The organism is Hyphomonas sp., from assembly GCF_037969335.1.
GTDB lineage: Bacteria > Pseudomonadota > Alphaproteobacteria > Caulobacterales > Hyphomonadaceae > Hyphomonas.
On the sequence record NZ_JBBKXE010000215.1, the window covers coordinates 1 to 12804 of the forward strand.

Consider the following 12804-nt stretch of genomic DNA (forward strand, 5'->3'; position numbering starts at 1 on the left):
CACATTTTTACCACTACCAAACAGCCTTGGTTGCGCCTTCCCGAAGGTTCCCGCGTCGTCGACATTTATTATGAGTATGAGGCAACCTGGTCACCGGATAGCCTGAGCCGAAGGGCCGCGCTGTTCGAGGCGGCGGGGATCGCACTGCCTTGAACTGGGGCGGAGGCGGAACGCTCCCGTCTTGCACAAGGAAAAGCCCGCCCCTTTCGGAGCGGGCTTTTTTTGTCGTTTCAGATTCTTCTGATGCCGCTCAAGAGCTGCGCAGGGCGACTACACTGTCAGCCAGTCGGACCTCACATAGGGTTCGCCGAGGTCGCGGGCGACGGCTTCGTGGGCGATCTTGCCAGCGTCGACGGTGAGGCCGTGGGCGAGGTGAGGGTTGGCGTTGATGGCGGCGCGTCCGCCCAGGTTCGCAATCTGCATCACGAAGGGCAGGGTCGCAATGGTCAGCGCGTAGGTGGAGGTGCGCGGCACGGCGCCCGGCATGTTGGCGACGCAATAGTGCAAGATGCCGTCGACATCATAGATCGGATCTTCGTGCGTAGTGGCATGGCTGGTTTCGAAACAGCCGCCCTGGTCGATGGCGATGTCGACGAGCACGGCGCCCGGTTTCATCGTCGAGAGCTGGGCGCGCGAGATGAGCTTGGGGGCGGAAGCGCCGGGGATCAGCACGGCGCCGATCACGAGGTCTGCATCCTTGACCGCTTCAGCGAGGCTGTGGGCGGTGGAATACATCGTTTTCACCGAGCCGCGGAACTGTTCGTCCAGTTCGGCGAGGCGGTTATTGTTGCGATCGAAAATCGTGACGTCGGCGCGCATGCCGACAGCGATTTCAGCTGCGTGGGTGCCGGAGACGCCGCCGCCGATGATGACGACTTTCGAAGGGGCAACGCCCGGAACACCGCCGAGCAGGATGCCGCGGCCCCGTGTCCTGCGCATCAGGGCCCAGGCCGCAACCTGCATCGACATGCGACCGGCCACCTGGCTCATCGGGCGGAGCAGCGGCAGGCCGCCATCATCGTCCGTGACAGTCTCGTAGGCGATGGCGAGGCAGCCCGACTTCATCAGGCCGGCGGCCTGTACGGGGTCCGGCGCAAGGTGGAGGTAGGTGAAGAGTGTGTGGGCGGGGGTGAGGCGGGCCGTCTCTTCCGGCTGCGGCTCCTTCACTTTCACGATCAGTTCGCTCGATGAGAACACTGCGTCGGCATCGGGCAGGATTTTCGCACCGACTGCCGTGTACGCGTCGTCCGGGAAGCCCGATCCGAGCCCGGCACCGGACTGGACGTTGACGTCATGGCCTGCGCGGGTGAGTTCGCCGACGCTTTCCGGTGTCAGTCCGACACGGGATTCCTGTTTCTTGATTTCGGTTGGAACGCCTATGCGCATGTTCGCTCTCCCTGAGGCAGGCCTTGCCTATAAACCTGCCGGGAGTGGAATTCCAGCCCCGGTCAGGCAGCGACTTCGATCAGGTCGGGATCGTCGTCGTCGTCATCATGGTCGCTGGCATCACCGATGCTGAAGCGCTCGGCCTCTTCCTCCATCCATTCGCGGACCTCCGGTTCGGGTATGCCGAGGGTGAGCAGGATATCGGCGACCATTTCGATGCCCTTGGGCTGGCCGGCGGCAAAGTGCGCGCGGACGCCGAGATCGAGATAGCGTTCGAGGTCGAGACGGCTGTCGACGGCCACGAAGCGGACCAGGTCGGGAAAGCGGCGGGTGATTGTCGGGGTCACTTCGCGGGAGATTTCGTAGCGCGAGAAGCCGAGCACGACGGCGCGGGCATTGCTGCCGCCGACGGCCTCGACGAGCTTCATGTTCGACGCATCCCCGAATGACACGTGATAGCCGTCAGCCACGGCGGACAGGAAGCGGTCGGGGTCCGCCTCGGTGGCGATATAGGGAATGTCATGATCGACAAGGGCATCGATGGCGAGGCGACCGGCTGACGACATGCCGATGACGATGACCGGGCGGTCGCTGACATTGGATGTCGTGCTGGTGAATTCGGCTTCGGTCTTGCTGCGCTCGGCGAGATGGCGCGACAGGCGCACGCCGAGACCGGCCCAGCTGGGCGCAAGCGCGAGCGAGAGGGCGACGGCGGCCACGATACTGCTCATCAGGTCTATCGAGATGCCGGCCGTGATGGCGCCAAGCGACAGGATGACCAGGGTGAATTCAGAGCCTTGCGCCAGCAGGAATGACATCTGCGTCGCGCCCGGTCTGCTCCACTTGTTGAGGCGCGCGGCGAAATAGCCGAGGCCGGTCTTCACGACCAGGATGGAGGCTGCGCCCAGCAGGACGAAGGGCAGGTGGGAGAGCAGGGCGGAAATGTCGATACCGAGACCGACGCTGATGAAGAAGAAGGACAGGAGCAGGCCCCTGAACGGGCCCATCTCGGTCTGGACCTGATGGCGGAAGGGCGTGCCCGACACGGCGAGGCCGGCGAGGAAGGCGCCCAGTGTCAGCGACAGGCCGATGACAGCGGTGGCGCAGGCGGCGGCCAGGACCAGCAGCAGGGTGAAGGCGGTGAACGCCTCGGCATTGCGCGTGGCGGCAAGCGTGCGGAAGACGGGATTGATCAGGTATTTGCCGGCCAGGAGCGCGGCGCCAAAGGCGATGAACGTCTGCACGACCGACAGGCCGAGCGCGGCATAGAGCGGGACGCCCGCGCCCTCCAGCATGAAATCGGAGACGAGGCCGGCAAGCCCCTGCGCGCCGACCTCGGACTCGCCGAGGGAACTGGCAAAGATCATCAGGAAGATGGCGACAATGTCCTGGAAGATCAGGACATGTGTTGTGGCCCGGCCGATCGGGCAGGAATTCTGCTCCCGCTCGGTGAGGATACGGGCAACCACGGCGGTCGATGACAGGCCGAGACTGAGGCCGATGGCAATCGCAATGGGCCAGTCGACGCCGATCATGGCGAGGGCGCCCGCGCTGACAAGGCCGGTCAGGAAGAGATGCGTTGGGGCGAGGCGCAGCAGGTCGGTGCGGCTCTCGTTCAACTCGCGCAGGGAGACGTGCATACCGATGTCGAACAGGAGGAACACAACGCCGAGTTCGGCCAGCAGGTGGGTGGCGCTGCTGATCTCGATCAGGCCGAGGGCGCTCGGGCCGATCAGGATTCCGACGATGAGGTAGCCTACAATCGGGCTGAGCCGCATGGCCTTGGACGCAAGCGCAGCTGATGCGCCGAAGCCGAGAAGTGTGATTGCGGGAATCAGGGCTTCGACGGGAGTCAGTTCTGCGGCCATGCGTGGTCTGAGTCTCCTGGGGGCTGTGTTGTGCGTATCGTTTAAATCTAGGGTGATTGCGGCGAAATTACAAAGGCCGCCAAATCCTTTTCGGACTGGCGGCCTTCACCTTGCTGCGCGTGGGGGAGGGCAATCAAGTCCACGCCCAGTATGGGAGGTGGTTTTTTGCCTAGAGGCTTTTCGAGAGCGTCAGCACGACGCGCTCGTCGGCAATGTCGACATTATCGACATCCGTGCCCCAATAACGCAGGTCGACATCGATGCCGATCGGCAGGGCATAGGTGCCGCCGATGGACCAGTTGGTGTAGTCGCCGCCGCCGTCGAAGCTGTAATTGCCGACGCTCACGTCAGCCGCGAAGGCTTCGGTGAAGCTGTAGCCTGCGGTGCCCTGGATATAGACGCTTTCATTGTCGGGATCCCAGAAGACCGCGCCGCCGACGCCCACGCCGCCTTCGAATTCGTAGCCGAGGGCTGCCTGCAGTTCGACAAAGTCGAGGTCTTCGTCATCGGCATCCGGATAGGCGTAATAGATGACGCCGAGATCCCAGGTGACGCCGTTGGCGAATTCGCTGGCGACGCCGCCGTAGAAGTCGGCTTCCAGGTTGGTGTCAGATGCGTCGCCGAAGTCGACATTGGATGCCCACGTGCCCGCATAGAAGATGCCATTGGAATAGTCGAAGCCACCCGAGATGGCCGGATCTTCGTTGGATTGCGAAACGCCGCGCCAGACATAGTCGGACGTGACGGCGACATTGCCTGACCATTCGCCTTCAGCGACAGCCGTACCGGCCGTGGCCAGCAGAGCAACAAGAGCAACCCCCGCTCGTGATACCTTGATTTTCATTGTGTAGTTCCCCGTGCTTAGAACAACTCCGGCTTGGAGCGCAAAACCGAGGATTGCCCGGGAGTCCGGCCGTTTCGAACCAAAAACTCAGGTGGGGTTTGCCTGCACGGGGATCGCCGCATTTTTGGGCACGCGAACGTTGGCAATGCCTGCGCTTTGTGCGTCCGGTGATTTGTTACCGGGCCACGAGCGGCGCGTATCCGAGGTGCATCCCGGCATCGACGAGCAGCGTTTCCCCGGTCACGTGCCGGGAGGCGTCTGACAGGAAGAAAAGGGCTGTATCTGCAACATCGTCAGGGCCGCTGGCGACGTTCAGCGGCACGGATGCGGCGACGCCGGCTTCCATCCGCTTGTACTGCTCCTCGTCCATCGTGTCCTTGAACCAGCGTGTGCCGATGAAGCCGGGGCAAACGGCATTGACGCGAATCGCCGGGGCCAGTGCGCGGGCGAGCGACAGGGTCATCGTGTTGAGCGCGCCCTTGGTGGCGGCATAGGCAACTGACGAGCCGATGCCGGTGACACCCGCGATGGAGGACACGTTGAGCACGGCGGCGGCGCGGCCGGTCTGTGCGTGGCTGGCCATCAGCAGGTCGCGGCAGGCCTGCACCATCAGGAACGGCCCGACGACGTTGACGGCATAGGTATCGAGAAAGTCGTCCTTGCTGAGCGCGTTGAGGTCGGAATGGTCGCGCGCGTGGCGGGTAATGCCGGCATTGTTGACGAGAATGTCGAGGCGCCCGCTGGCGCTTGCGGCCTTGGCCAGGGTCTGGCAGCCCTCTTCTGTTGCGACATCGGCCTGGACGAGCCGTGCCTGGGCGCCCAGCGCCTGGCAATCGGCAACGGTCGCTTCGGCATCGGCGACCGAGCGGCTGCAATTGATGATGACCTCTGCGCCCCGCTCGGCGAGCTTCAGGGCAATGGAGCGGCCCAGCCCGGTCGCAGACCCGGTTACCAATGCGGTACGTCCGGAAAGATCGCGAAGTTCTGCCATGTCAGGTCCACCCTCTGGATTGGTTTCTTGTTGGGCACCTGAAGAAGCCTGACGCAGCGTAAAGTCAATACGCCGGAGCCGATGATTTCAAACCGAATAAATCAACCAAGCGGAAACTGTTGTGTCTTATGCAGGTTGGGGTGCTTGGAGGGCAGCGGAATGGATCAGGGGTTCGAGGGACTCCTTGCGCAGATATCGGGCGTGGTGAAGCTGTCAGAAAGTGACGCACACCGCGTGGCAACCGATCTGTATCGTCACGGTGTCCTGTCCCTGACAGATGCCGACGCCCTGTTTCGCGTGAATTTCACGACCGCGGGGACCGATCCGGCCTGGGACCGTCTGTTCATCGCGGCGATGAAGGATTTCGTGCTCGTGCACAGCGATCCCAAAAACTGGGTGGCCGAGGACGAGACAGACTGGCTGATCGAGAACATCAAGCGCGACACGACCGGCCCGATTGCGTCGGAAGTGGATCTCCTGCTGCAGATCATTCGCTATGCCGAAGGCGTGCCGGAACGGCTCGGCTATTTCGCATTGCAAATGGCCTGCGCCCGCATCATCCATGTCGGCAAGGCGACAGCCGAAGATGTCGAACGGGTGCGCCGTGCCCTGATCGTGCTGGCTGGCGAGAGCCAGTCCTGGATTTCCGGACCGGAAGCCGAATTGCTGGTGCGCACGAATGACGCGATTGCCTTTTCCGCGAACGATCCGTCCTGGAACGACCTGTTTGCCCGTGCGATTTCCAATCACCTGATGGCCCGGGCTCATCCCGAACCGTTCAGTGAACAGTCTCTGCTGTCGCGCGATCATTGGGTGGGCGACATGCGGCCCGAGCCGGGTACCTTCCTGGAGCATGCGCGGACGGGTGTTTCAGACGACGGCTGGTTCCATCCGATCAGCCAGGACGACGACAAGGCGGATGCTGCGCGCCGGGTCGCCCGGGAGGCAGCCCAGCGCGAAGCGAATATCGGCACGGACGACGAAACCTCCTGGTTCCTCAAGCGTCTGGACCTGGACAAGTCTGTCAGTCTCGCCGAGCGGGCGCTGATCGATTTCCTGAAACTCGAGGCACCCGGTTTCACGCAAGGCCTTGCAGTCGCGCGTTGATCGTCTAACGGTCATGGCATGCTTTTGCTGAACCTGATCGTCGCCGGCTTGATGGTCGCGCTGACATTGACAATCCATCTTGTGGGACTGGTTGGCCTGTCGGCGTTCCTGCGAAAGCGCGGCGTGCATCCGGTCAACCTCAAGAGCGTGTTCGGACAGGGTGTGTCGATCCTGTTCGTGGCGGTCAGCCTGTTCGCCCTGCACTCGATCGAGATATGGGCCTATGCCTTTGCCTACCTGGCGCTGGGACAGTTCGACGGCATCGAGCCGGCGCTGTATTTCTCGACATCGGCCTTTACCACGGTGGGCTTCGGCGATGTGCTGCCACACGATGACTGGCGCATGCTGGGGGCAGCCGAGGGGGCCAATGGCTTCCTGCTGATCGGCTGGTCGACCGCGTTCCTTGTGGCCGTGACGGCCCGTGTGCGAGCATTTGAAGCCAATATCGAGCGGCTGGACGACTAGACCGGATCAGCCCGGAAAAACCGCGCCCCGGCGACTGCGAGTCCCACCAGGACAATACCGCCGATCACGAGGCTGGTTGCATTGGCGCCGAGCAATTCGAAATACTGCGTGTAGAAGTGGATCGCGAGGAACACGATTGACGTGACGGAGACGAGGCCGCCGCGACGCGCCTGGACGATCATGGCGATCAAGAACCCGGCCCAGCCGAGCGTGAACACGATGTCGGGAATCTCCATGGCGGCCTCGCGCCATTCGCTGCGCTCGCTCCAGGCAGATGGCGCCAGCCAGTGCTCGCCGATCCGGTCGCCCCATAGCGAGCCGATCCAGAACGCGAAGTTGATCATGAAGAACGCCGTGCGGGCGGCAATCGTCGTAACGCTTTCATAGGCGCTGGCGATCCGGCCGCGCAGGGCGAACAGGCCTGCTGCAACGACACTGAACAAGAGGATGGTCAGGGTCGGCTCTTCGACGAAGATGCCATAGCTTGCATGCCAGTAGCCGGTGCCGGACCCGAGCGTCGCGCCAAGGGCGAGCACGGCTGGCCCAGCCAGGAAAGGCGACCTGAACCAGACGGCCGCCGCAGCGAGCACTGCGGCAATTGCCAGCGTCGGATAGAGCGAGGCTTCGGCGTCCCTGAATTCCCAGCCAATCCAGCCGGCGAGGCCGACAGCGCCCATCAGGGCCAGGCCTGCGCCGAGTACTTTCAGGGAGGCATCGACATCGATGCGGCGGAGCGCTTCGGCCCCGCCCAGCGCCACAAGTGCGAGGACCAGGCCGGTGGCCGCATCGGGCACCAGGGCGATGGTGCCGGCGGCGACAGACAAAGCCCCAAAGATCAGCAGCAGGTTGATGAGCAGGCCGCGTTTCTGGTCCGGCAAGGCAAATGCTTTCAGGCGGACCGCTTCTTCCGGTGAAATCTGCCCGTTTTCGGTCAATGAATTCAGATCGAGTCGAATGATTTGCATGTGAGTGCTCACTATCAGTTGTGAGCGTTCATTAACATGCGGCGTGTTGGCTGGCAAGCGGTCTTGACGCTCCGGGAGTGTAGACAAGTTGAGGCCTGCGGCTTAACTGCGAGGCAGATTTGAAATGCCAAGCAGGCCAGGGGTGAGATGTTCAAGAAAATTTTGATTGCCAACCGGGGCGAAATCGCCGTTCGCGTCATCAAGACGTGCCGCCGACTCGGTGTGAAGACAGTCGTTGTCTATTCTGACGCCGATGCGGGCTCCATGGCCGTGGAAATGGCCGATGAAGCCGTGCACATTGGCGGTTCGCCTGCGTCCGAATCCTATCTCGTGGCCGACAAGATCATCGATGCGGTGAAGAAGACCGGAGCCGAAGCCATCCATCCCGGTTTCGGCTTCCTGTCCGAGAACCCGGCCTTCGCCAAGCGCCTCGAAAAAGAAGGAATCGGCTGGATCGGGCCGAACGCTTTCGCGATCGAGGCCATGGGCGACAAGATCAGCTCCAAAAAGCTGGCAGCCGAAGCCGGTGTGTCGACCGTTCCCGGCCATATGGACCTGATCAAGGACACCAAGGAAGCGGTGAAGATTTCCCGCGAGATCGGTTATCCGGTCATGATCAAGGCGTCTGCAGGCGGCGGCGGCAAGGGCATCCGCGTGGCGGCCAATGACAAGGAAGTCGAAGAAGGCTTCCCGGCCGTGAAGGCAGAAGCGCAATCTTCCTTCGGGGATGATCGCATTTTCATCGAGAAATTCATTCTCGACCCGCGCCACATCGAAATCCAGGTGCTCGGCGACAAGCATGGCAACTGCGTCTACCTGTTCGAGCGCGAATGCTCGATCCAGCGCCGCAACCAGAAAGTCATCGAGGAAGCGCCATCGCCGCTGCTCGACCCGGAAACCCGCAAGAAGATGGGCGAACAGGCCGTCGCGCTAACCAAGGCCGTCAACTATGACAGCGCCGGCACGGTGGAATTTGTCGTCTCCGGCAAGGACAAGGGCTTCTACTTCCTTGAAATGAACACCCGCCTGCAGGTGGAGCACCCCGTCACGGAAATGATTACCGGCATCGACCTCGTCGAGCAGATGCTGCTGTCCGCCTATGGCGAGACGATGAAGTTCAAGCAGTCTGACCTGAAAATCAACGGTTGGGCCGTCGAGACCCGTGTCTATGCAGAAGATCCGTACCGGAACTTCCTGCCATCCATCGGTCGCCTCAAGCGCTTCCATCCCCCGGTCGAAGGCAAGCTCGGCAGGGGTACGGTCCGCATGGATTCGGGCGTACGCGAAGGCGACGAAATCTCGATGTTCTACGACCCGATGATCGCCAAGCTGGTCACCTGGGGCAAGGACCGCGACACGGCGCTGGACACCCAGGCCGAGGCGCTCGACCGGTTCCACATTGAAGGTATCCAGGACAATATCCCGTTCATCGCCGCAGTGATGGACGAAAAGCGATTCCGTTCCGGCGATATCACCACGGCCTATATCAAGGACCAGTTCCCAGACGGGTTCCACGGCACCGAGCCCACCAAGTTGCAGGAAACCCAGCTGATTTCGGCAGCGGCCTATGTCCATGGCTTCTATTCGCGCCGGGCCCAGCACGTCACCGGCCGCATGTCGCCCGTGCCTGAAGCCCGCAAGGACTGGATCGTCATTCTTGGCGACAAGCATTATCCGGTTCATCTCGAGCTGGGTGAGGATGGCGACGCGCAGATCACGATCAATGGCGACAAGCCGCATTCCCTGTTGACCAACTGGAATCCCGGCCAGCACCTTGTCGAAGGCGTGCTCGACGGCTCGCCATTCGCGGTGAAGTTTGCCGACCGGACCGAAGGCTATCTCTTCCGCCATCGCGGCGTGGCACTCCGCGCGCTTGTCTGCACACCGACGGTTGCAGACCTGCATGCACGCCTTCCCGAAAAGGAAAAGCCGGACACGTCGAAACTCGTCATCTCGCCGATGCCGGGCCTTGTCGTGTCGATGGACGTGGCTGTCGGCCAGGAAGTCCAGGCCGGCGAAGCGGTCTGCGTGGTCGAGGCGATGAAGATGCAGAACATCATTCGCGCCGAAGCCACGGGCACCGTGAAGGCGATCAATGTCGAGGCGGGCGCCAGCGTGGCGGCCGACGAAATCATGGTCGAGTTCGCCTAGTCTGGTTTAACCGCCTGATAACCGAACACATGCGCTTCTGAGCCTGACGTCGGAGGCGGATTGGCCTGCCTTTGGCTTGTCACTGGATAGGCCACGAAAATTCCGTTACCGTGGCAACCGGTTTTGCAGGGAGGACAGCATGAACCTTTATCTCAGCCCGAATGGACGGATTGATCAGCCCACATATTGGCGTGGAGTGATCACACTGTTCGTCGTCAGTACCATTTTGTCGGTGATTTCGGCTTACGTATCGCCCTTTCTCGGCGTTCTTGGCCTGATCGTCATCTGGCCATGGATCGTATTGCACGTGAAACGCTTCCATGACGCTGACCAGACTGGCTGGATCACAATCGGCATGGTGGTTCTGGCGATCATCCTGTCCATGGTGCTCGGCTTCATCCTGCCGGGTCTTTTCGGTGTGGATACAGCGGCAATGTCGGAACAGTTGGCGCGCGACATGGAAGACCTGGCATCCAGCAATGATCCCAGCGCGGTTCTGACTGCCACGATGGACGCCACGAAGGACATGACGCGGGCCCAGCTCCTGCCGAACATCGTGTCGACCGCCATTGTCACCGGCGTGATTGGCTTTGTCATGAGCCTGTTCAAGTCGACCCCCGGAACGAACAAGTTCGGGCCGCCTTCGGGCGAGGCAGCCGCCGACACGTTCGTCTGAGCGCGTTTGCACAAATCAATCATCCTGAAGAGCCGGGGCGCGCCTCCGGCTCTTTTTTGTTGCATGAATTTATCGTTTATTGATAAGAGGCCGCAAAGGCGCTAAGACGCGAGCAACCGGCGCCAACCCAAGGAGACCGCCCCCCATGGACATCCAATATGTCCTGTTCCGCCCGAACGGCCGCATTGGCCCGCGCGACTTCGGTCGCGGGCTGATCCTGCTGACCGGCGCGATGATGATTGTCCAGATTGCTGTGGTACTGGTGTCGCCCGCGTTTGGCATGCTGCAATACCCGCTGGTCTATTCCTATGTCTGCGTGTTCGGGAAGCGGCTGCACGATGGCGGCCACAGCGCCTGGTTCTATCTTCTCTTCCTGGCGGGATATTTCGTTCTGACGACCACGGCCACGGCGATCCTGATGCCTTTCCTGTCACCGGACGCGCTCTCGATGCAGGCGGATTTCCAGAAACTCGCCATGGAAGGCCAGTTCAGCGCGGCGATGGAGGAAGTGGCAAAGATTGCTCAGGAACTCGCTCGCAAGTCCGTGCTGACCACGATCACTGCCTTCCTGCTGACCAGCGGCGCGCTTGGCCTGATCGGCTACCGCCTGCGATCTGACCCGTCGACCAACCAGTACGGCCCACCCACCGATGGCTCCGGCCAGACCGATACGTTTTCCTGATTCCCGCTGAGGACATTCCCGATGCCAGATTCTCCCACCCTGATTGATCCGCACCGTCCATGGATTCTCGACCGCCGCGACGACCCGTCGACGATGAACTGGATCCAGACCCTGTTCAATCCGATGGGCCAGTCCAGCAAGCTGCATTTTAGCCGGGCCTGGACCTTCATGTTCATGGGCCGTGTCCTGCTCTATCTCGTGCCGACTTTCGTGGTGGCCATTCTCGGCATTGCCGGATTGGAGACAGCAAGGTTCAACAATCCGGTCAATTTCGGCCCCGTTCCTGTGCCGGCCATGCTGGTGCCTTTCGTGCTGTTCGCCCTGATGACCGAGTACACATCCTTCGTGGCGCATGTGCGCCGCCTGGCCGAAGCCGGGCGCTCGACCATGCTGGCCGGCATTGTCCTGCTGCCACTCATCCTTGGCATGCTCGCCTTTGCGGGCGGCGCCGCGATGGGCAATGCGCAGTATGAAGCCGAGGTTGCCAGGGTCGCGCTCGAAAAGGAAATTGCGGCAGACCCGGTGAGGGCGGCGGCTGCAAAAGCGGAAGCCGAAGCCAAGGCGAAAGAGAATCCAAAGGCGCAGAAGCCGCAGCAACGGAGCGGACCGCCACAAGCGCCCAAAACCGCCAGGGAAACGGCGATCAGCACGGGGATGGGCATGGCCGTCCCGATCTGGCTGCTCGCCTCGTTCGGGGCGATGCTGTGGACGCTGCTCTTCGTGGCGCGGATTCCCAATGGCGGTGTCGGAGAGTTCAGCACTGGCAGCCACATTCCGGAGAATGAAGCCCTGCGCAGGCCCTACGAGACCGTCTGAAGCGGGCTCGGCACGGCCACGAGCCGGCTGCCAAACACGGTCTCGAACGCATCGCGCAGGGCGATGTCGACATCGCCCATGCTGGCCGGGATACCGAGATCGACAAGGCTCGTCACGCCATAGCGCGGGTCTGCGATGCCGCACGGCGTGATTCCCGAGAAATGCTCCAGGTCCGGCTCGACGTTCAGGGATATGCCGTGGAAGCTCACCCAGCGCTTCAGGCGCACGCCGATGGCGGCGATCTTGTCCTCGCGCAATGCGCTGCCCGCCTGTGTCCGGTCGACCCAGACGCCAACACGGCCATCGCGCGGGCCGGCGTCGACATTGAAGGCGGCGAGGGCGGCAATGATCCAGGCCTCGAGATTCTGCACGAAGGCCCGCACGTCCCGCCCGCGCGTGGCCACATCCAGCATCACATAGGCCACCCGCTGGCCGGGGCCATGATAGGTGTACTGGCCCCCGCGCCCGGCGTCGAACACGGGAAAACGGGAGGCATCCTTGAGGTCTTCCGGCTTGGCGGACGTGCCGGATGTATAGAGCGGCGGGTGCTCCAGGAACCAGACCAGTTCGGACGCATCACCCTCGCGAATCGCACGGGCGCGGGCCTCCATGAGGGCCACGGCGTCCTCATACGGGACGGGGGCATCGGACACGGCCCATTCAACGGCGGGGAAATTCTGCATGATCGTTCGCATATAGGCGACAATCGGGGCTTCACAAAGGTTTGCGCGCGCCTTATACGGCCCGTCTGCCTGTTACAGACCAGTGTGCGGTCATGGCGGAATTGGTAGACGCGCAGCGTTGAGGTCGCTGTGGGGCAACCCGTGGAGGTTCGAGTCCTCTTGACCGCACC

Annotated in this window: 12 protein-coding genes and 1 tRNA gene; 7 read left to right on the forward strand and 6 right to left on the reverse strand. The window is 62.2% G+C overall.

Going from position 1 to position 12804, the window contains the following annotated elements:
- Window positions 1-270: 270 nt before the first annotated feature.
- From ald to AADA04_RS15765, 4 genes are all read right to left on the reverse strand, one after another.
- Window positions 271-1386: an alanine dehydrogenase gene (gene ald, locus AADA04_RS15750; protein WP_340694232.1), complete on the reverse strand. Its 1116-nt coding sequence runs from the start codon at window positions 1384-1386 to the stop codon at window positions 271-273.
- Window positions 1387-1448: 62 nt separating this feature from the next.
- Window positions 1449-3254, reverse strand: a complete 1806-nt coding sequence (locus AADA04_RS15755) for a cation:proton antiporter (protein ID WP_340694233.1) — start codon at window positions 3252-3254, stop codon at window positions 1449-1451.
- Between the two features lie 169 nt (window positions 3255-3423).
- Window positions 3424-4098 carry a TorF family putative porin gene (locus AADA04_RS15760; protein ID WP_340694234.1) on the reverse strand — a complete coding sequence of 225 codons (675 nt, stop codon included), beginning with the start codon at window positions 4096-4098 and terminating at the stop codon, window positions 3424-3426.
- Window positions 4099-4273: 175 nt separating this feature from the next.
- Window positions 4274-5089, reverse strand: a complete 816-nt coding sequence (locus AADA04_RS15765; protein WP_340694235.1) for an SDR family NAD(P)-dependent oxidoreductase — start codon at window positions 5087-5089, stop codon at window positions 4274-4276.
- A gap of 159 nt (window positions 5090-5248) precedes the next feature.
- On the opposite strand from AADA04_RS15765, the gene AADA04_RS15770 reads away from it, so the two are divergent.
- Both AADA04_RS15770 and AADA04_RS15775 read left to right on the forward strand, forming a co-directional pair.
- Complete coding sequence (locus AADA04_RS15770; RefSeq protein ID WP_340694236.1) at window positions 5249-6196, forward strand: hypothetical protein; 948 nt, start codon at window positions 5249-5251, stop codon at window positions 6194-6196.
- 18 nt (window positions 6197-6214) lie between these two features.
- On the forward strand, window positions 6215-6661 hold the full coding sequence (locus tag AADA04_RS15775; protein WP_340694237.1) for a potassium channel family protein: 447 nt from the start codon (window positions 6215-6217) through the stop codon (window positions 6659-6661).
- Here AADA04_RS15775 and AADA04_RS15780 read toward each other — a convergent pair.
- A complete protein-coding gene (locus AADA04_RS15780; protein ID WP_340694238.1) occupies window positions 6658-7626 on the reverse strand; it encodes a hypothetical protein in 969 nt (322 codons plus the stop codon). The two genes, AADA04_RS15775 and AADA04_RS15780, sit on opposite strands and share 4 nt — an antisense overlap.
- 147 nt (window positions 7627-7773) lie before the next feature.
- Between AADA04_RS15780 and AADA04_RS15785 the strand changes: the two genes are divergently transcribed.
- From AADA04_RS15785 to AADA04_RS15800, 4 genes are all read left to right on the forward strand, one after another.
- Window positions 7774-9777: an acetyl/propionyl/methylcrotonyl-CoA carboxylase subunit alpha gene (locus AADA04_RS15785; RefSeq protein ID WP_340694239.1), complete on the forward strand. Its 2004-nt coding sequence runs from the start codon at window positions 7774-7776 to the stop codon at window positions 9775-9777.
- A 139-nt stretch (window positions 9778-9916) separates the two neighbouring features.
- Entirely contained in the window at window positions 9917-10453 is a 537-nt protein-coding gene (locus AADA04_RS15790; protein ID WP_340694240.1) for a DUF805 domain-containing protein, read from the forward strand.
- A gap of 145 nt (window positions 10454-10598) precedes the next feature.
- Window positions 10599-11135 (forward strand): DUF805 domain-containing protein, encoded by a 537-nt coding sequence (locus AADA04_RS15795; protein ID WP_340694241.1) that lies wholly within the window; start codon window positions 10599-10601, stop codon window positions 11133-11135.
- 21 nt (window positions 11136-11156) lie between these two features.
- The gene (locus tag AADA04_RS15800; protein ID WP_340694242.1) at window positions 11157-11951 is read left to right on the forward strand and encodes a hypothetical protein; all 795 of its coding nucleotides are present in this window, start codon (window positions 11157-11159) and stop codon (window positions 11949-11951) included.
- On the opposite strand, the gene lipB is transcribed toward AADA04_RS15800, so the two are convergent.
- Window positions 11936-12634, reverse strand: coding sequence for a lipoyl(octanoyl) transferase LipB (lipB, locus tag AADA04_RS15805; protein WP_340694243.1), 699 nt, complete (start codon window positions 12632-12634; stop codon window positions 11936-11938). The two genes, AADA04_RS15800 and lipB, sit on opposite strands and share 16 nt — an antisense overlap.
- An 86-nt stretch (window positions 12635-12720) precedes the next feature.
- Here lipB and AADA04_RS15810 point away from each other — a divergent pair.
- Window positions 12721-12802, forward strand: a tRNA-Leu gene (locus AADA04_RS15810).
- Window positions 12803-12804: the final 2 nt, after the last annotated feature.

Excerpts from the sequence above, each read along its gene's own strand:
- ald (WP_340694232.1), bottom strand. The coding sequence starts at position 1,386 with ATGCGCATAGGCGTTCCAACCGAAATCAAGAAACAGGAATCCCGTGTC.
- AADA04_RS15755 (WP_340694233.1), bottom strand. The coding sequence starts at position 3,254 with ATGGCCGCAGAACTGACTCCCGTCGAAGCCCTGATTCCCGCAATCACA.
- AADA04_RS15760 (WP_340694234.1), bottom strand. The coding sequence starts at position 4,098 with ATGAAAATCAAGGTATCACGAGCGGGGGTTGCTCTTGTTGCTCTGCTG.
- AADA04_RS15765 (WP_340694235.1), bottom strand. The coding sequence starts at position 5,089 with ATGGCAGAACTTCGCGATCTTTCCGGACGTACCGCATTGGTAACCGGG.
- AADA04_RS15770 (WP_340694236.1), top strand. The coding sequence starts at position 5,249 with ATGGATCAGGGGTTCGAGGGACTCCTTGCGCAGATATCGGGCGTGGTG.
- AADA04_RS15775 (WP_340694237.1), top strand. The coding sequence starts at position 6,215 with ATGCTTTTGCTGAACCTGATCGTCGCCGGCTTGATGGTCGCGCTGACA.
- AADA04_RS15780 (WP_340694238.1), bottom strand. The coding sequence starts at position 7,626 with ATGCAAATCATTCGACTCGATCTGAATTCATTGACCGAAAACGGGCAG.
- AADA04_RS15785 (WP_340694239.1), top strand. The coding sequence starts at position 7,774 with ATGTTCAAGAAAATTTTGATTGCCAACCGGGGCGAAATCGCCGTTCGC.
- AADA04_RS15790 (WP_340694240.1), top strand. The coding sequence starts at position 9,917 with ATGAACCTTTATCTCAGCCCGAATGGACGGATTGATCAGCCCACATAT.
- AADA04_RS15795 (WP_340694241.1), top strand. The coding sequence starts at position 10,599 with ATGGACATCCAATATGTCCTGTTCCGCCCGAACGGCCGCATTGGCCCG.
- AADA04_RS15800 (WP_340694242.1), top strand. The coding sequence starts at position 11,157 with ATGCCAGATTCTCCCACCCTGATTGATCCGCACCGTCCATGGATTCTC.
- lipB (WP_340694243.1), bottom strand. The coding sequence starts at position 12,634 with ATGCAGAATTTCCCCGCCGTTGAATGGGCCGTGTCCGATGCCCCCGTC.